The organism is Photobacterium sp. GB-210 (assembly GCF_003026075.1).
GTDB lineage: Bacteria > Pseudomonadota > Gammaproteobacteria > Enterobacterales > Vibrionaceae > Photobacterium.
In genome coordinates this window covers 96608-115762 of the sequence record NZ_PYNU01000004.1, presented here as the reverse complement: position 1 = coordinate 115762, position 19155 = coordinate 96608, and the positions used below count along the sequence as shown (strand labels likewise).

Sequence of the window (19155 nt, the reverse complement as noted above, 5' to 3'; positions counted from 1 at the left end):
GAAATATGCAACCTCTATTCGCTGGAGATTCCGCTGAGTCTACCAGAATGAGTTATGTATACAGTAAACGACACATCGAGACTAGTAGTGATAAGTGGTGCGTAGCTATTACTACCAGTCCAAATGCTATATCCAATAAGCTCGACTAGCTGTGACTCTATCACCGAGATGAGAGTCACACGTTTAGCTAGATCAGAAAATACGTTTTAGAACGGGGGTCTTGCAGATAAGATAGCCAATAGCAAAAGAACCGATCACAGAGGGGATAGCAATGACCACAAAGTTGATTAAGGGTGTTTGGGTCATAAAAGACTGATAAAAGTCTGCGGTAAACCGCATTGGGATATTCTGCACCACATAGGCAGCAAAAGCGATACGGGTCAACATAGAGCTCCATCGTCCCTTGGTATTGAATAGCATTTTGAAGTTATAGAGTAGAAACATCGACATCCCTATCACAGTGAATCCACGTATTGCCACATAAACCATATTAAGCATCTCACTATTCAGACCATAGCTAGAAGCTATCGTATAGATGAATAATCCCGCTACCCACATTAGAATTCCTAAAAAAGCGTGTTTACGTTCTAACTTATCGAGCCACTGATACCTATAAGCTAAGATACCAAAGTAAAACATGCTGATATACATCGGGAAATATTTAAGAAGGTGAAAGCCTAAGAAATTGCTACCTAGTGTTTCCATCAGATATAAGCCAACGAAATTGACCGGAATTATCATAATGGCAAACAGCAAGATCTTCCAAAGCGCCGGAAAAGGTTTATCAGTGTCAACCTTCTGATTCCCAGTACTGACAACTTGGAACAATGCAAATACCGCGCTAAATACAATCAAGGTCCAACAGAACCAGGTGACGCCTAATCCAATATTTCCGGTAAGGAAAAAGCCTTTAATGCTTGATACAGCAGACTCAATCGATCCACGTGTTTCGATCAAAAATAAGGTGATTAGTGTAGGGATCCCGAGGCGTTTTAGTTTATCCAACATAAACTTTCCAGCCCCTTTACGTTCAAAAGAAGGGATCACGAAGTAGGCTGATATAAAGAAAAACAGTGACATAAAAAATGACTGGTTGATGCCCTGGAATGTGCCTAAAATCTCATATTGATATTGCATTGATTCTTTGACATGGGGCAAATTGTAACCAATAGGATCCAGACCTGCCGTGGATGCACAATGGTGCAAAATCACTAATATCGTCAAAACCCACTTGATATTATCCAGATAGTCGTAGCGTTTCATTAGTGTTGAATTATTCATTGAGTATCCTGTTTCTATATGCATTTTTAATAAAGATATAAAAAGAGTGAGCCACTTAAATTAATGATAGAAAAATTTGATAATCTAAAATTATTATCAGTAATTAAATATAAAATTTGATAAGAAACTGACTATTTTAAAGTATCTTTCTTTAAGTTGTGCGTACATTATTGATCTTTATTGTAATGATATATAAACACAACTTTAGGTAATCCATAACCAAAAATTATGCTTTATATTTTTGTCTGTTTCATTAATAAGAAACGCATTTTCTGGAATTTATTTTCTTATTAATCGACTTTTATAGCATTTATCATTATTCATAATTGGATGATAAGGTGGATTGCTAAAAAGTAGAAATTCGTTTTAAGATGAGGTTGCTAAGGGTTTTTAATAAACTTGAAAAAACAAGGTTATTAGTAATGATATTTTTCAACCATATATAATTAGCCGACACTACGCCGGCTTTTAAATGCATTATTCAAAAAATGCTGGGTGATAGCTTACTTCACCTGTCGGAATTGAATCTTTAACAGGCAGGGCTAAGAAGTATTCAGCTGGCACACCTGTTAGGGTTAATTCTGGTTGGGCTTTAAAACCAAATCGACCATAATATTCAGGCTCACCTAATAGTACGAATCCCTCTGAACCATGTTCTTTTAACTGGGCTAATCCTTCGTTAATTAACGCTTTACCAATCCCTTTTCCTTGTTGTTCTGGCAATACTGATACAGGTGCTAAACCGTACCAGTTTGTAGCTTCACCATTGATCAGTACTGGGGAGAAAGCGATATGACCAATAACTTGATTGTTTACTTCTGCGACTAACGATAGTGTTAAGGCGTTAGAATCTCGTAGGCGGTTAACGATTAAGTGCTCGGTTGGTTCTGAGCCCGGTTCATGATGAGGATGATCTTTAAATGCACTGTAAGTTAGCGTTTCAATCACAGTAATGTCTGAATCTTTTTCTACTCGAATGATCATGTTTAACCTTTTTTCTTTAATACAAATAATTGATAGCTGTATTGACCTAAATAGTGCTCATGAATATGGATTTCGTTCTTAATATCTTTAATGGCATTGGACGTGAAATGTTGATTATCCAATTGAGCGATCTTGTTTTGTAATGGTGCTAGGTAGTTTGTCCATGACTGATCACTTTGGGTAAAGTGGCTGATCACTTCAAAACCTGCTTGCTGCATCTGTTTGACTCGTTGTTCGCTGGTGGTCATATCTGGATAGTTTTGCTGCCAGAAATCGACTGCTTCTTGGCTTGGATTATCGGCTAACCAAACCAAGTCACTGATAACCAAATAGCCATGAGCCTTAATAAATGGTTTCCATTGTTTAAGTGCTTGCTCAACCCCCATGATGTAAGCACTGCCTTCAGCCCACAGCACATCAAAACGTTGTTCTTCAAAAGGCATTGTGGTCATACTGGCGCAAACAGAAGTGATGCGATGTTTAAGCCCGTTTTCAATAGCTGCTTCGTTTAAACAACTTAAGTTATATTCATCGTTGTCTAATGCCGTGATATGAAAATCGCCATGTTTAGCTAATAAGGTAGTAACAACACCTTTACCACAGCCGATATCTAACACTTCACCAGATTTAATGGGCAATGTTTCAAGTGCTTTTAGAGAGTCTTCATCACAACTAGGGCCAAGTCGTTCTAAATCATCAAAGATCGCTTCAAAGTCTGCCATGTATTGCTCATGTTCGTTCATATCTTTTGATAGCCATTTTAATCGTAAGGCTTGTTTTTCACTGAAACCTTGCTTCATTAGCCACTCTAAGTGAGCCGAGGGTGCTGCTGATTCCATTGATTGATGCCATTCTTTCATCGAATTTATACCCAGCATGGCAGAAAGCAAATCACGGGCTTTCTGTTTTTGGGCGATTTCTTCATCAAGAATATTTAGCCGTTGAAGTAGCAGATCTCGATCTATTTGGGCATCTAAACAGGATTGGCACTCTTTCAATGAAAGCCCGCCTGCTTGCAGTTGCCGTAACAGTTTTACCCGTTGCACATCTTTGTCGGTATAGCCACGATAACCATTGCTTAAGCGTGTGCCAGTGATCAGTTTAAGCTTTTCGTAATAAAGTAATGTGGAACGACTTAATCCCACCTTTTGCGCTAACTCAGAAATACGGTACATGGCAGCTTTCCCCTTTATTGATAGGCGAACTATAAACTATGAAGCTTTAGACAGGTCAAGGGTTTTGAGATACAAAAAAGCCGACATCACGTCGGCTTTTTCGTTTTATTGGTTACTGTAACTATTAATCATCCGCAATTTCATGGGTCCAGAATAAAATGCCTGTTGCAATTAAGCTTAAGATGATCGGGAGAAGTAATGCATATTTGAAGGAGTAATCCATCACTTGTGTTCCTGCAATTGCGCCAAGAAAGATGGATAACCATAAGCTGAAATGGCGAAAAAACGTGCTACGATCGCCTTCACCCATTAATAGCATGGCAATAGAACGTCCAGTATTAACCAAAAAACCTGTTACGTAAGTGAGTGCGGTTGATTTTTCAATGGTTAATCGCAGTGCGATATTTTGAATACCCATAGCAAAGCTTAAGAAGAAATTGGTCACAATTGGTTTAGCGATAGGCTCAACAAACAATGTTGCTGATAGCACTAATGTGACTAGCGCCATGATCATACTGCGATAAAAAGGTTTGTTAGCTATCGCGATAGCTTCGCCGACGGCAGCACCTAAAACAAATAATACAATAACCCCAATGTAGTGCCACGCTTGTGGTGTATTGCCTGAGGTTAACAGTATGCCCACATGGGTTGTGTTACCACTCATAAAAGAGATAAACAGGCCATTTTTCAGATGGATAAAGCCAATAGCATCAACAATACCTGCAATAAAAAGCAGATAGAAGGGCATGGTTGAATGAAGGTGTTTTTTCTTAATCATTAGTCATATTCATAAAGTTAGGTGGTAAATGTCCATCGCATGAAGCTCAATTATAAAACAGTTTTTTCTTGTTTGTGGTTTTGTGTCGACACTACTGTCGAAATAAGGTGTCGATAGCAGTGTCGATAGGCGAACATCCTATGTTTATTTCCTTTTAGTAGTAATAAAAAGTGAAGAGTAGGAGAGCGCGCTAGGTATAAGTGAATGATCTTTAGCTAATAAAACACAAAGATACCTTATTGGTATGATTATTGCTTTTTGTGATGCTTTTTGCAATTAACTGGAAAGATCATGAAAAGCTTTGTTGTTGCAGATCCCGACAAATGTATCGGTTGTGGCACCTGCATGGCAGCGTGCTCCGAAGAACATAAAAAAGTCGGACTGCAAAGCCATCCTCGTCTTACCGTGGTTAAACATGACAATGCTACGGCACCTGTTATGTGTCGTCACTGTGAAGACGCGCCTTGTGCGGCTGTATGTCCGGTACAAGCTATTTCTAAACAAGCAGATCGTGTTGTTCTTAACGAGTCGCTTTGTGTTGGTTGTACATTATGTGCAGTCGCGTGTCCGTTTGGTGCTATCGCTTTTGATGGTAGTCGACCAATTGCGATGGCAAACAGTTACGATACCTATATCCCTTCTACTCCTCGTTCTAGTAACCCATCAACGTCAATACCTAGCACTTTTGGTCAAGATATTTTGGCATGGGAACCGGGCGTGAAAAGTATCGCAGTGAAATGTGATTTATGTGGTTTTCGTGAACAAGGGCCTGCCTGTGCACAAGTCTGTCCTACTCAAGCAATTGTGTTGATTGATGAGAGTAAAGTGATGAAAGCACGCCACAGTAAACGTGAAAGCGCGGCTGACAGTGCCGTTTCTGTGAAATCAGGAGCTATGAACAAATGAATCCGTTAGTTTTAGTTTTATTTGCTGTGATCAGCTACGGTGTAGCAGCCCTTATTTCTTGGCTTGGTCGTAAGGATGAACGTGATAGTTTACGTTTGGCGGGTGTGATTAGTGCATTTGGTGGCGTGTTTGGTGTTTTAGCGGGTGTGTCTACCATTGTGGGTCATTATGACTCAGCCGATTTTGCACTGGCGACGCGCTGTATGGTGAATATGGATATGCTTTCAGCCTTAATGGTGGTGGTAATATCCATAGTGACCATGGCGGCGTCTATTTATTCGATTAATTATTTAAAAGAATATCTGGGTAAATCGGGTTGGAAAATCAATATCCTATTTAACATCTTTGCTGCGGCAATGACGGTATTAGTGATTTCAGCCAATGTGATCACTTTTATGGTGTTTATGGAAGTGGTCTCAATCGCATCATGGTTGATTGTGATCAGCGATGGTAGTTTGGCAAGTCGTAAGGCTGGTTTGAATTACTTTATTGTCGATCATATTGCTAGCTTTTTGATCATGGCTGCATTTTTGATCCTATCGATAAATGCCCATAGCTATGACTTTAGTGCGTTCACTACTACACCAATAAGTGCTGGCTTTGCATCATTAACCTTCCTATTAGCGTTAGTTGGTTTCGGTATTAAATCAGCGGGTGTTGGTTTACACGGTTGGTTAATTAAAGCCTATCCTATTTCGCCTTCGTACTGCTCTACCTTGATCTCATGTGTGATGGTGAAGATTGGTATCTATGGCATCTTAAAATTCAGTATTATTTTCCTTGGCGCAACCCAGTTATGGTGGGGTTTCCTTGTTCTGATCTTCGGTGCGGTATCGTCTGTTTTAGGCGTAATGTATGCGTTAGCAGAACATGATATTAAGCGTCTATTGGCTTACCACACGATTGAAAATATTGGCATCATCTTAATTGGTGTCGGTGTCAGTATGATTGGTATCGCAAGCCATCATCCAGTGCTTGCGCTATTGGGCTTACTGGGTGGTTTATACCACTTATTAAACCATGCGATCTTCAAAGGCTTATTGTGTTTAGGCTCAGGCTCTATTGTGTACCGTATGCATACCAAAGACATGGATAAGATGGGCGGTTTGGGTAAGACCATGCCAAAAACAGCCATTGCGTTCTTAATTGGTACCTTAGCGATTTGTGCGTTGCCACCGTTTAACGGTTTTGTGTCTGAGTGGTTTATTTATCAATCACTATTTAGCATGGGTAAAGTAGGAACCGCAGCAAATATGTTGTTTGGCCCGTTCGGTATGGTAATGCTGGCACTAACAGGTGCATTAGCTTGTATGTGTTTTGTGAAGGTTTACGGTATCTGCTTTACTGGTGCACCGAAAACAGGACAAGCGGCGAATACTCGTGAAGTGGGCGCTGGCATGACAACAGCAACAACGATGTTAGCGATATTATGTATTGTATTAGGTGTGGGCTCGCCTTGGATTGCACCTTATTTCTCTGATATTGCATCTTCAATTCTTCATCTTGGCCCTGTTTCTGTTGCAACAGGCAGTGCGGTTTATCCAGCAGTGGCTGATCAAGCGATCCTCTCTACCCCTGTAATTGCGATTATGCTAGCGCTATTAGCACTGGTTCCAGCGATATTGCTTTATGTGTTCCGTCAACGTCGTTTGGTACGTCGTCAACAAGGTGATCCTTGGGCGTGTGGTTACCAATATGAGCAGCGTATGACAGTTTCTGCCGAAGGTATTACGCGTCCAATGCGTCATATGTTTAGCCTTATTTATGACAACCGTCCAAAGCAATCTTTGATTGATCGTCATGTCTTACCACATTTATTTGCGGTAGCTGACGGTAGTCAACTTGATGGTCGAAAAGTCTGCATTATGTGCTGTGCGGCTGCGCTATTTGTGGTGTTGTTCTTTCCTTTCATTTCAGGAGTGAGTTGCTAATGTCCCCACTTGAAATGCCTTCTGCTAGTTGGATCACGCTAGCTGTTGTTCAGGCTTTATTGATGCTACTGCTTGCCCCTTTAGCCACCGGATTTTCCCGTGTTATTCGCGCTAAAATTCATTCTCGTAAAGGGCCGGGAGTACTCCAAGACTACCGCGATATTTATAAGTTATTGCAGCGCCAGTCGGTATCACCGTCAAATGCAGGCTTTATTTTCTGGATCACGCCTTGGGTAATGGTGATCACTATGATGTTGATCGGTATGGCATTGCCAACCGTGACGCAAGTGTCACCTTTCCCTATTTCGGGCGATATTATTACCGATATTTACTTATTGGCTATTTTCCGTTTCTTCTTTGCGTTATCAGGTATTGATTCAAACAGTATGTTTGGTGGCTTAGGTAGTAGCCGAGAATTGACTCTTGGTATCTTGGTTGAGCCAATGCTGATCCTGTCGATTGTAGTTGTTGCATTAGCAATGGGTACAACCGATCTTGGTTATATTAGCCATGCGATGGCAAATGACAGCTGGCATTCGCCATTAGCGATTATCTTGGCAGGTCTTGTGTGTGCATTTGCACTGTTTATTGAGATGGGTAAATTACCGTTCGATAGTGCAGAAGCAGAGCAAGAGCTACAAGAAGGCCCTGTGACTGAATACTCAGGTGCTGGTTTAGCGATGGTGAAATTAGGCCTAGGTCTAAAACAGCTCGTTGTCGCTCAGTTCTTCCTTGCGATTTTTATTCCTTGGGGTAAAGCCCAATCATTAGGTTTCGGCAGCTTATTTTCAGCAACCGTGATCTTATTCATCAAGCTTTTTGTGGTTTTCTTCATTGCAGGTATTGCGGAAAACACCATGGCGCGTTTCCGCTTTATGAAAATCCACCGCGCTATTTTCCCTGTATTTTTAGTGGCCGTGTTGGCACTTATCTTTTTAATTTTTGGTTGGTAAGAAACAGTAATGACAAACAATACATTTGAACAATATGCCACTAAACCGCAATCAAATCGGATTGGCAAACAGTATGTCGATGGTGTGAATCATTTCTTTCCATCAGCCATTATTGATGAAGAGTGGCAAACGGATAATCAAGTGACCATCACGGTAAAAATGACCTCTTTGGTCGAAGTGATGAAGTGGCTTTATTACGATCAAGGCGGTTGGCTGACCGTTACATTCGGTAATGACGAGCGTACCTTAAATGGTCACTTTGCGGTTTATCACGCGCTTTCTATGGAAGGGGAAGTTAAAAGTTGGGTAACGGTAAAAGTACTGGTTGATGCCAATAGCCAAGAGTTTATTTCTATTACGCCAACCATTCCTGCTGCTGTGTGGGGCGAGCGTGAAGTGCGTGATATGTACGGCTTACGTCCAGTAGGTTTACCTGATGAACGTCGTTTAGTCCTTCCTGATGATTGGCCTGAAGATCTCCACCCACTACGTAAAGATGCGATGGATTACCGTCAGCGTCCGCAACCTACCACAGAAACTGAAACTTATAATTTTGATAATCAGTTAGGTGATGACAGCAACCGTATTGTACCTGTTGGTCCATTACACATTACCTCTGATGAACCGGGCCACTTTCGTTTATTCGTTGACGGTGAAGACATTATTGATGCGGATTACCGTATGTTCTACGTTCACCGTGGGATGGAAAAACTGGCAGAAACACGCATGGGTTACCACGAGGTCGCGCAGTTAACGGACCGTGTTTGTGGTATTTGTGGCTTTACCCATAGTGTGGGTTACAGCAACACGATTGAAAATGCGTTATCGGTTGATGTGCCATTCCGCGCCAAGATGATCCGCACTGTTTTACTTGAAGTTGAACGTCTACACAGCCACTTACTAAACATTGGTTTATCTAGCCACTTTGTTGGTTTTGACTCAGGTTTCATGCAGTTCTTCCGTGTCCGTGAAAAGACTATGGAGCTTGCTGAGCTACTAACAGGTGCCCGTAAAACTTACGGTATGAACTTAATTGGTGGTGTACGTCGAGATTTTCTTAAAGATCAACGCTTAAAAGGTATTGCGATGGTCAAAGAAGTACGCAAAACCTTTTCTGAGTTGGTGGAAGTGCTTCTAGCAACACCTAATATCGAAAGCCGTATTGCAGGTGTAGGTATTTTATCGAAGCAAGTTGCTCGTGATTACAGCCCTGTTGGGCCACTTATTCGTGCTAGCGGCTTTAAGCGTGATGTACGTATTATTCATGGACAATCTTTAGAGTCTTACGGTGATGTTCCAATGGAATTACAAACCATGGACGGCGGTGATGTGCAATCACGTGTGATGGTTCGTATCCGTGAAGTATTTGATTCACTAAATATTGTTGAATACGGCCTTGATCACCTACCACCGGGTGCAATTCTCACTGAAGGTTTTAACTACGTACCGAATAAGTTTGCGTTGGGCTTTACTGAAGCGCCGCGTGGTGAAAACGTGCACTGGAGCATGACAGGGGATAACCAAAAACTATTCCGCTGGCGTTGTCGTGCAGCAACGTATGCGAACTGGCCTACGTTACGCTACATGTTACGAGGTAACACCGTTGCTGATGCGCCGTTAATTATCGGTAGTTTAGATCCATGTTACTCATGTACTGACCGTGTCACCATTGTCGATACGAAGAAGAAGCGAAGCAAAACTATTCCATATAAAGCGATTGAGCAGTACAGCATCGACCGTAAAAACTCACCGTTTAAGCTGTAGGAGGCGTTGTGTTTAAGTTATTAAAGACCGTCTTAAAAACCGGTGAAGTCACAACCAAATACCCATTCGCACCATTGGAAGTGAATGAAGACTTCCGTGGTAAGCCAGAGCTAGATGCAGATCAGTGTCTGTCTTGTGCTGCGTGTATGCGTGCTTGTCCTGCCAATGCGTTGGTGATGGAAACTGACGAAAAAGCCGGTACACGCCGTTGGGAATTGTCGATGGCGCGATGCATTTACTGTGGTCGCTGTGAAGAAGTCTGCCCAACGAAAGCCATTAAGCTTTCGCAGAACTTTGAATTAGCGGTAACCCGAAAAGAAGATCTGTACGAACATGCGGTGTTCCAACTGGCGAATTGTCGCCAATGTGAGCGTCCGTTTGTAGCGAAAAAGCTATTGGACTATGTGCTAGACACTTTGGCACAAACGGGTGTTTCAGCTGATCAATTAGAGTTACGTCGCCAACAATTAGAAACCTGTCCTGAGTGTCGTCGCAGTAACAATATGCTAGATAGCGAAAACGTTAGCCATCTACGTTACCTTGAGGAGGAAATGTGAAAGGTATTAAACAGCTAAATGGTACAGCTCATACCCAAACTGTTCCTGTTCCATTACCGCCTAATAGCCAGAAATTAAAAGACGCGCTTATTAAGCAGATTCGTCGCTCGGCGTATGTTTACCGTGTTGACTGTGGTGGTTGTAACGCCTGTGAAATCGAAATTTTTGCAGCCACAACCCCTGTATTTGATACTGAGCGTTTTGGTATTAAGGTTGTTGCATCGCCTCGCCATGCCGATATTCTTCTCTTTACGGGGGCTGTGACTCGCGCAATGCGTGCACCCGCGCTTCGTGCTTATGAAGCGGCGCCTGATCCTAAAATTGTGATTTCTTATGGTGCATGTGGTTGTGATGGCGGTATTTTCCACGACTTATATTGTGTTTGGGGCGGTACTGACAAGATTGTACCTGTTGATGTCTACATTCCGGGCTGTCCTCCAACACCTGCGGCAACGATTTATGGTTTTGCAGTAGCATTAGGCCTACTTGATCAGAAACTGAAAGCGAAAACACACAATCCTGATGAGCAAAAAGCGAGCCTTAAACATACTGAAATTCCACTGGATATTAAGGTGATGATTGAGCGTCAAGCCCGCTTACTTGCCGGTTATGTTCAAGGCCAACGTATTGCAGATGAAGTGATGGATGTATTGGCAACCTGTAGTGCGGATAACGTTGATAGCAAGATTGCTGCTTACTTAGCGGAAAAAGACGATCCACGTTTAACCGAAATCGTGAATATTCTGCTGAGCAAAACCATGGCTGCATTAACGGGACAACCTGCGTGCGGGGCAGAGCAAAAAGCGTGCTGTGGAGGCGAAAATGCCTAATAGCAAGATTGCCGATTTACCTGAAGAGTTAACGCAATCTCGTCACCTTGAGCAGAATGTGTATTTCTACAGCTTGGGTCGCAAGTTTGTTGATGAAAGCTACGATGTACCAGAAGAAGCCAAGCAAATTATGTACTACAGCTTGGCGATTGGTCACCATCTTGGTGTGGTCGATTGCTTAGATGCGGTATTGAAATGCTCAGGTCATGAGTATCTTGAATGGATCAGTGGATTAGACCAAAGCGGTGAAGCATTTCGTAAAATGAAAGGTTTTCTAGTGTTTGGTGAAATCACGATTTATCCCGAGCATTTAAACATGTTGGCACTGGCGTTTGATGGTATTAATAGTACGACTCAAAGTGAGAAGTCAAAGCAGTTAACCCATGGGTTTATTGCAGCCTTAGGGGATATTCATCGCGAACCAACCATGTACATGATGATCCGAGGAGGACAGTAATTGTGCTAGAGGAAATTAACCTCTCTTCTGTCATGGGCGTAACGGTGTCGAATGACGATGTCGATCTGTCGGTCAGCAATATTGTATTGACGGTTGGTAACAGCATGATGGCAGACGATGGTGCTGGTCCATTACTCGCAAAGATGATGAAAGAGAATCCGATAGCGGATTGGAGCGTGCTGGAAGGCGGCTCGATGCCTGAGGATTGCTTACACCTTATTCGTAAAGCAATGCCGAAACGGGTGCTGGTGGTTGATGCTGCAGATATTGGTGAAGAAGCAGGGGAAGTACGAATTATTGATCCTGAGACTATCGTTGATATGTATGTGGTGTCGACCCACAGTTTGCCGTTGAATTTCTTAATCGATGAATTAAAGACCTTTGTACCAGAAGTGATCTTCATTGGTATACAGCCTGCGATTGTTGCTTTTTCATTCCCTTTAACGGAAATGGTACAACAAGGTGTTGAGCAAATTTATCAACAATTACCAACTTGGCAAGGCTCGGGCGGATTCACCCACTGTTAGCAGTAAACTGCGACAGTGACGATGCTTAATCGTTGGCCTGTCGATAAGGTGTCGATGAGATGTGACGAAGTGTGTCGATGATGGTTATCGATACATATCAGACATGTTCATTGCTATAAATAAAGCCTGATTTCGATCAGGCTTTATTTTTTTGTCTTAAATATTAATAGTTTGCGTTTTTGCTGTTCAAGGTGTAAAAACTGGCATAGCTCATGCTTATAAGGTATCGCAATGCGGATATGTATTGCGATGTATCGACATCAACAAGGGATACACCATGAACCGATTTGTTTTTGCAGATCCAAATTTGTGTATTGGATGCCGAACTTGTGAAATCGCTTGTGCGTTATCGCATCAAGCAGAAAATACGGTAGCAGGAATGGCACCATCGGATTTTGCACCACGTTTAACCGTCGTGAAAAATGCCCATGTAACTACGCCTGTAATGTGTCGTCAATGTGATGATGCGCCGTGTGCTCAGGTTTGTCCCAATAACGCCATCGTATTAGAAGATGGTTTTGTCAAAGTGATTCAATCTCGTTGTATCGGTTGTAAAACCTGCGTTATTGCATGCCCCTACGGTGCAATGAATGTGGTGACAACGATGGTTGAAGAGACAAAAGGTGCTGCGTTGTTTACGCGCAAAGTACCGCAAACCCAAGCATTAAAATGTGATTTATGTCATCACCAAGAGTCAGGCCCTTCTTGTGTTCAAGTTTGTCCTACTGGTGCGATTCGAATCATTGAACCTGAGACGTTGACTGAAACGAGCCAACAAAAACGTGAAGCAGCGGCAATGAGCGCTGTAGTAGCAACAGGTTGCTAAGGTGATTGTTTAATCACAATGCTATTGACGTTTATTATTACAACCTAAGGTTAGTATGAAAAAATCAATTGTTGTTTGTCCCTACTGTGGTACTGGGTGCAAACTAAAATTGGTTGTCGAAAATAACAAAGTAATTGCAGCAGAGCCTGCAGATGGCCGTACCAACGAAGGTCAACTGTGTTTAAAAGGTTACTATGGCTGGGATTTCCTTAACGACACCAATTTATTAACTCCACGCTTGAAGCAACCGATGATCCGCCGTACACGCGATGCTGCGTTAGAAGCGGTTTCATGGGAAGAAGCTATTGATTTTGCCGGCGAAAAGCTAATGGCAATCAAGAAGCAATATGGCCCTGACGCGATCATGACAACGGGTTCTGCGCGCGGTCCAGGTAACGAAGCTAACTATGTGATGCAGAAGCTCGCACGTGCGGTGATAGGGACGAATAACGTCGATCACTGCGCCAGGGTGTGACACGCTCCATCAGTCTCCGGTCTGGAGACAACAGTAGGTAATGGCGCAATGAGTAACGCCATTCCCGAAATTCAAAAAACAAAATGTTTACTCATATTCGGTTACAACGCGGCTGATTCTCACCCAGTTGTAGCAAGGCACATTCTTAAGGCTCGCGCTAATGGTGCGAAGATCATTGTTTGCGACCCACGTAAGATCGAATCTGCACGTGTCGCTGATCAATGGTTAGCGTTGAAGAACGGTTCAAACATGGCACTGGTTAATGCGTTAGCGAATGTCATTATTGAAGAAAACTTATACGACAAAGAGTACGTTGCAAATAACACTGAAGGCTTTGATGCGTTCCGTGAGCTTGTATCTCGTTATACACCTGAAAGTGTTGAAACAACAACAGGCTTAAAAGCGGAAGATATTCGTTTAGCGGCACGTACTTATGCGGCAGCACCTGAAGCGATGATCCTTTGGGGTATGGGTGTTACCCAATACGGACAAGCTGTTGATGTTGTGCGTGGTTTAGCCGGTCTTGCATTATTAACCGGTAACTTTGGTCGTGAAGGTGTAGGTTGTGGTCCTGTTCGTGGACAAAACAACGTACAAGGTACCTGTGATATGGGTATGTTGCCACACCAGTTCCCAGGTTATCAGTCAGTAGAAGATGCCGACATTCGTGCAAAATTTGAAGCGGCTTGGGGTGTACAATTATCTGGTAAGCCGGGTTACCGCTTAACAGAAATTGGTCACAAAGTTGAGGAAGGGATCTGTAAAGCATTTTATGTTTTCGGTGAAGATCCAGCACAAACTGAAGCCGATCTTGCAGCGATGCGTGAAACCATGCGCAAGATGGAATTGGTGATTGTTCAAGATATCTTCATGACACAAACAGCAGAATTTGCTGATGTGATTTTCCCTGCGACAAGCTGGGGTGAGCATGAAGGTGTATACAGTAGCGCCGACCGTGGTTTCCAACGCTTCTATAAAGCGATTACACCACCGGGAGACGTGAAACCTGACTGGGAAATTTTCAGTTTATTAGCAACCCGTATGGGTTACCCAATGTCTTATCAAAATACCCAAGAAATTTGGGATGAGATGCGTCACCTTGCACCACTATATACAGGTGCAACGTACGAGAAGATGGAAGGGTTAAAATCTGTACAGTGGCCATGTCCAACTGAGGATCATCCGGGTACACCTTTCTTGTTTGAAGGTAATAAATTCAGTACACCATCAGGTAAAGGTCAGTTCATTGCTGCGGAATGGCGTGCGCCATTAGAACAACCAGATGCCCAATACCCGTTAGTATTATCTACTGTGCGTGAAGTAGGCCATTACTCTTGTCGTTCAATGACGGGTAACTGTTCTGCATTACAGACATTGGAAGATGAACCGGGTTATGTGCAGATGCACCCGGATGATGCACGTCAGTTAGGTATTGACGATCAACAATTGGTTTGGGTTTCATCACGTCGCGGTAAAGTTATTTCACGTGCAAACTATAATGAGCGTGTAAATAAGGGCGTGGTATACATGACTTACCAATGGTGGATTGGTGCATGTAATGAATTAACCATTGAGCATGTGGATCCGATTTCAAGCACACCTGAATTTAAATATTGTGCCGTTAAGGTAGAAAATATTGAAGATCAGTCATGGGCGGAAAATTACGTACAAACAGAGTACAGTAATTTGAAAGCACGCTTGAAGAGCCATGTTGTTAATGCTTAATAACAAAAAATGAGTGTATTTGTTTATTTTACTACTCAAATAAACCATTAATGAAAATAAGGTTTCCAAGATAGAATATTGTATATTTTAAATTTGGAAACCTTATATTTCATTGCTTTGCTGTATATTGCTACTAGTCATTCATATCGCTCAAATAATTAGCATCTACTCTGTTTTTCATCATTAGTTTGCATTTATATTTATTGTTTATTGATTGATATCAATACTTGGTTACTAAAATGGTTGAGAATTGTATAATAAATGCTTGAATTATTACTCTCTATTCGAGCGACATTATCAGCAAGAGTTAATGCCAACATGGAACGCTTTGAAAGTGATTTGATGACTTTTTCTAAAGCCTTATTATCAATCAATGATATTTCAGGCGTAATGGATTTTCTTAACAATGAAGATCTATTATTTATCAATGTTGAACGTGTGAATCTACTTTTAAAAAATGATCTTGATAGTCAACCAAGCCTTTACTACCTTGATCAAGATAAACAATGTCAGCAATTTGATTACACTGGCTCAAGTATTGGATTGCATGGCGCTACCATGCGTGATTATTGCCATCAGATGGATGGTGAAACGCTATATCAAACTTTTCCTCAGCTAGAAAGTCATCCTGCGTATGACTCGGTTTTTAATTATTGCAAAATACCGCTATCTATTTGTAATCAACCTTTAGGTGCGATTGAATATATTAATCTAACTATGCCTGATGATAGTGAGAGCGAGAAGCAATTCAAATTATTTAATAATATGATTTCAGCAATGATTGAACATATTATAGAGCACCAAACGGCATCAACATTTACTGAAAAACTAACAACTGAAAAAAACAATTTTCAGGTTCTGGTTGATGTGACGAATACTGTTATAAGTCAAAGTACAAAAAAAGAATTGATAGGTTCATTATTACGCTTTTTATATCAGCATTTTGGTATGACTGATCTATCGATTATTCAATTACAAGATGGGCATTACAATCAACATTCTGCTTGTTTTATTAATAATGAAATTGATTATCAATGTCATTTCTTTACCAATGATAAACTAATTAAAAATGCAATTAAGAATAAACAGCCTGTATTTTTAAATGCGATAGATATTAAGAAAATGCAGGCTGATAATAATAGCCCGTACTTTCCTCGTCGTGTTAAAACTGCTTGTGTTATGCCACTCATATTTAGAGGCATTGCAGTGGGTTATATCAGTTTTATGAAGCCTATTGAAGCGCCATATCAAAATACGGATCTTGAGTTATTTAAACAGATAGCTGCGCGTGTTGCGTTAGCAATGCATAGTATAAAAACACATCAAGCGAGCATTCCTAATCAACCTATTACAAAGTTTGTAAACATCGATGAAGGGATGGGTGAACACGTTATTTTTGACGATATTATTAGTCAAAGTGAAGTGATGAATAAAGTCCTTGAACAAGTTGCCCTTGTTGCTTGTTGTGACAGTACGGTGTTGATTTTAGGCGAGTCGGGGACGGGAAAAGAATTAATTGCTCGTGCTATTCATAAGTTAAGCCTACGCAGCAAAACGGATATGGTGAAGATGAATTGTGCCGCCATTCCTGCTGGTTTATTTGAAAGTGAATTGTTTGGTCATGAACGTGGCGCCTTTACTGGTGCGATTAGCCAGCGTGTTGGTCGTTTTGAGCAAGCGCATAAAGGTACGTTATTTTTAGATGAAATTGGTGATATGCCGTTAGAGCTTCAGCCTAAATTATTACGTGCATTACAAGAAAATGAAATAGAACGTGTGGGTAAGAACGCATTAATCAGTGTTGATGTGCGAATTGTTGTCGCCACGAATGTTGATTTATTACGCCGTGTAGAAGAAAAGAAATTTCGTAATGATCTTTATTACCGTTTGAATGTTTTTCCTATCCAAATTCCGCCATTACGTGAACGTGCCGAAGATATCCCATTATTGGTTAAACATTTTACCCGTGAATTAGCCAAAAAAATGGGCAAAACGATCACCGTAATTGCAGCAGAAGATTTAGCGGTTATGAGCGCATTTCCATGGCCGGGCAACGTTCGTGAATTGCGTAACTTTGTTGAACGCTCTGTGATTTTAACGCGTGGTAATGTGCTTAATGTTCCTGTTCATGAGTTAAAAACAGCGTCTCATTCTGCCTGTGTACCAACCGAGAATGCGCCTTCTGTCGGATTGGTTACCCCTGAAGCTACTGGTGTTATCAATACGCCAGAATCAACAGTGAAAGGTGACGTAGTTAAACCCATTATTAGTAAAGCAGACGTGATTAAAGCATTAAAGGCTTGTCATGGTGTGGTCGCAGGGCCGAATGGTGCGGCAAACCAATTAGGACTGAAACGGACAACCTTGTTATCTCGAATGCAGAAAATGGGGATTAAGAGCCAAGATTTTCGAGGTGGTATCTGATGCGTTTTATACCAGCCTACATTTTTATTTAATTATAGGATCACTATTTTGACCACTCTTGAGGTGCAATCAACTGATGCCGTTAGTGATGCTTGTCAGCGTCCGATCATTCGCTATCGCAAAGGAGAAAGCGATTTTAGAGAGATGGATTTCATTATTGAAGAAACGCCTGTTGCTCTTGCGTTTAATGGCGTTGCGTACACCGTGATGATGTGTACTCCTCATGATTTAGAGCCGTTTGCGATAGGCTTTTCATTGTCTGAGGGAATTATCGATCATCACCGTGATATTCACGATATACTGATTACCCATCATGATAATGGGATCAATCTTGATATTACAGTTGCAAATCGTTGTGCTGAGCGTTTAAAGCAGAAACGTCGTTCATTAGCGGGTTTAACGGGCTGTGGTATTTGTGGTGAAGAAAAATTGGAAACCGTATGTCGGATGCTAATGCCATTGCCGATGACAGTTGAGTTTGATTTAAGTCATTTAGAACAAGCGTTACAGCAATTACTTCAACACCAAGCACTTAATCAACTCACAGGTGCAGCACACGCGGCAGCATACATCGATGCCAATGGGCAATTACTCGCAACATTTGAAGATGTTGGTCGCCACATCGCGTTAGATAAATTAATTGGTTATATCCATCAACAGCGTTTATCTGGCGGTGCTGTGTTAGTTACCAGTCGCGCTAGTTTTGAAATGGTACAAAAGGCGGCCTCAGCCGGTGTTGAAGTGTTACTTGCCGTATCTTCTGCAACAAAAATGGCTGTCGATTTAGCGGATCGTTTAAATATGACGTTATTAGGGCATTGTCGCCGTGGTCGAGCCGATGCTTATGCTCACCCAGAACGTATTTTTGGCATGATTTGATCTCGTGCTTTCATCGTACTTTACGCTTAGTTATCGCGTGAAGTGTTTTATAACCCTCCGGATTTCCGGTTACTTTTATTAAGAAGATATTAATATGAAAATGAAACATCTAATGTTGGGCTTGCTAACTACTTCTTTTTCTCCTCTTGCTTTAGCACACCCTGGTCACATTGGTCCTCACGCTTCTGCGTTCATGAGTGGTTTTGTTCACCCATTTACTGGCATGGATCACCTAAGTGTTATGGTGGGTGTGGGTCTATTAGCAGCAATGATGGGGGGTAAAGCGATTTCACGTTTACCTCTTGCTTTCATCTCAATCATGATTGTAGGTGCTGCATTAGGTGTATCAGGTGTTGTGATCCCAGGTGTTGAGCTAGCTATTGCAGTGTCTGTGATTGCAATGGGCGGCATGCTATTAGCGGGTGGTCGTATCTCTGCGAAAGTAGCGACAGGTGCGGTAATGGCATTTGCATTATTCCACGGTATGGCTCACGGTATGGAAATGCCTTTAGGCGCAACGGCTGTTGAGTTCTTTATCGGTTTCGTACTAGCAACGGCAATTCTACACGCGTGTGGTGTGGTATTAGGTAAAGCTATTGCGGCTTCAGCTGCTAATCGTCGTGTTACTAGTGTCCTAGGTGTCGTTATGGCGGCATTTGGTGGCATCTTAATGCTGTCTTAAT

17 protein-coding genes are annotated in these 19155 nt (G+C 41.8%); 13 read left to right on the top strand and 4 right to left on the bottom strand.

The window, feature by feature from the left end; all coding sequences use genetic code 11:
- Positions 1-192: 192 nt before the first annotated feature.
- The 4 genes from C9J38_RS08755 to C9J38_RS08740 all read right to left on the bottom strand — a co-directional run bounded on the left by C9J38_RS08755 (position 193) and on the right by C9J38_RS08740 (position 4218).
- On the bottom strand, positions 193-1281 hold the full coding sequence (locus C9J38_RS08755; protein WP_107206735.1) for an acyltransferase: 1089 nt from the start codon (positions 1279-1281) through the stop codon (positions 193-195).
- A 477-nt stretch (positions 1282-1758) separates the two neighbouring features.
- Positions 1759-2265 carry a GNAT family N-acetyltransferase gene (locus C9J38_RS08750; RefSeq protein WP_107206734.1) on the bottom strand — a complete coding sequence of 169 codons (507 nt, stop codon included), beginning with the start codon at positions 2263-2265 and terminating at the stop codon, positions 1759-1761.
- A 2-nt stretch (positions 2266-2267) separates the two neighbouring features.
- Positions 2268-3440: a MerR family transcriptional regulator gene (locus tag C9J38_RS08745; RefSeq protein ID WP_107206733.1), complete on the bottom strand. Its 1173-nt coding sequence runs from the start codon at positions 3438-3440 to the stop codon at positions 2268-2270.
- 124 nt (positions 3441-3564) lie between these two features.
- Positions 3565-4218, bottom strand: coding sequence for a YoaK family protein (locus C9J38_RS08740; RefSeq protein WP_107206732.1), 654 nt, complete (start codon positions 4216-4218; stop codon positions 3565-3567).
- A 291-nt stretch (positions 4219-4509) separates the two neighbouring features.
- Here C9J38_RS08740 and C9J38_RS08735 point away from each other — a divergent pair, with 291 nt between their 5' ends.
- The 13 genes from C9J38_RS08735 (at position 4510) to C9J38_RS08675 (ending at position 19154) form a co-directional block, all read left to right on the top strand.
- A complete protein-coding gene (locus tag C9J38_RS08735) occupies positions 4510-5124 on the top strand; it encodes a 4Fe-4S dicluster domain-containing protein (RefSeq protein WP_045083233.1) in 615 nt (204 codons plus the stop codon).
- The gene (locus tag C9J38_RS08730) at positions 5121-7055 is read left to right on the top strand and encodes a proton-conducting transporter membrane subunit (RefSeq protein WP_107206731.1); all 1935 of its coding nucleotides are present in this window, start codon (positions 5121-5123) and stop codon (positions 7053-7055) included. The genes C9J38_RS08735 and C9J38_RS08730 overlap by 4 nt, the downstream gene beginning before the upstream one ends.
- Positions 7055-8008 (top strand): respiratory chain complex I subunit 1 family protein, encoded by a 954-nt coding sequence (locus C9J38_RS08725; protein ID WP_107206730.1) that lies wholly within the window; start codon positions 7055-7057, stop codon positions 8006-8008. The genes C9J38_RS08730 and C9J38_RS08725 overlap by 1 nt, the downstream gene beginning before the upstream one ends.
- Positions 8009-8017: 9 nt before the next feature.
- Positions 8018-9772 carry an NADH-quinone oxidoreductase subunit C gene (locus tag C9J38_RS08720; protein WP_107206729.1) on the top strand — a complete coding sequence of 585 codons (1755 nt, stop codon included), beginning with the start codon at positions 8018-8020 and terminating at the stop codon, positions 9770-9772.
- Positions 9773-9780: 8 nt separating this feature from the next.
- Entirely contained in the window at positions 9781-10329 is a 549-nt protein-coding gene (locus tag C9J38_RS08715) for a formate hydrogenlyase complex iron-sulfur subunit (RefSeq protein WP_045132255.1), read from the top strand.
- Positions 10326-11159 (top strand): NADH-quinone oxidoreductase subunit B family protein, encoded by an 834-nt coding sequence (locus C9J38_RS08710; RefSeq protein WP_107206728.1) that lies wholly within the window; start codon positions 10326-10328, stop codon positions 11157-11159. The genes C9J38_RS08715 and C9J38_RS08710 overlap by 4 nt, the downstream gene beginning before the upstream one ends.
- Positions 11152-11616, top strand: a complete 465-nt coding sequence (locus tag C9J38_RS08705; RefSeq protein WP_107206727.1) for a formate hydrogenlyase maturation HycH family protein — start codon at positions 11152-11154, stop codon at positions 11614-11616. Before C9J38_RS08710 ends, C9J38_RS08705 begins: the two co-directional genes overlap by 8 nt.
- A 32-nt stretch (positions 11617-11648) precedes the next feature.
- Positions 11649-12143 (top strand): hydrogenase maturation peptidase HycI, encoded by a 495-nt coding sequence (hycI, locus tag C9J38_RS08700; RefSeq protein ID WP_107206800.1) that lies wholly within the window; start codon positions 11649-11651, stop codon positions 12141-12143.
- A 277-nt stretch (positions 12144-12420) separates the two neighbouring features.
- The gene (locus tag C9J38_RS08695; protein WP_005366157.1) at positions 12421-12969 is read left to right on the top strand and encodes a 4Fe-4S binding protein; all 549 of its coding nucleotides are present in this window, start codon (positions 12421-12423) and stop codon (positions 12967-12969) included.
- A 55-nt stretch (positions 12970-13024) separates the two neighbouring features.
- Positions 13025-15169 carry a formate dehydrogenase subunit alpha gene (gene fdhF, locus C9J38_RS08690; protein WP_107206726.1) on the top strand — a complete coding sequence of 715 codons (2145 nt, stop codon included), beginning with the start codon at positions 13025-13027 and terminating at the stop codon, positions 15167-15169.
- 261 nt (positions 15170-15430) lie between these two features.
- A complete protein-coding gene (locus C9J38_RS08685; RefSeq protein WP_107206725.1) occupies positions 15431-17593 on the top strand; it encodes a sigma 54-interacting transcriptional regulator in 2163 nt (720 codons plus the stop codon).
- 48 nt (positions 17594-17641) lie between these two features.
- Positions 17642-18472, top strand: a complete 831-nt coding sequence (fdhD, locus tag C9J38_RS08680) for a formate dehydrogenase accessory sulfurtransferase FdhD (RefSeq protein ID WP_107206724.1) — start codon at positions 17642-17644, stop codon at positions 18470-18472.
- Between the two features lie 94 nt (positions 18473-18566).
- Positions 18567-19154, top strand: coding sequence for a HupE/UreJ family protein (locus tag C9J38_RS08675; RefSeq protein ID WP_107206723.1), 588 nt, complete (start codon positions 18567-18569; stop codon positions 19152-19154).
- The last annotated feature ends 1 nt before the right edge of the window (position 19155 follow it).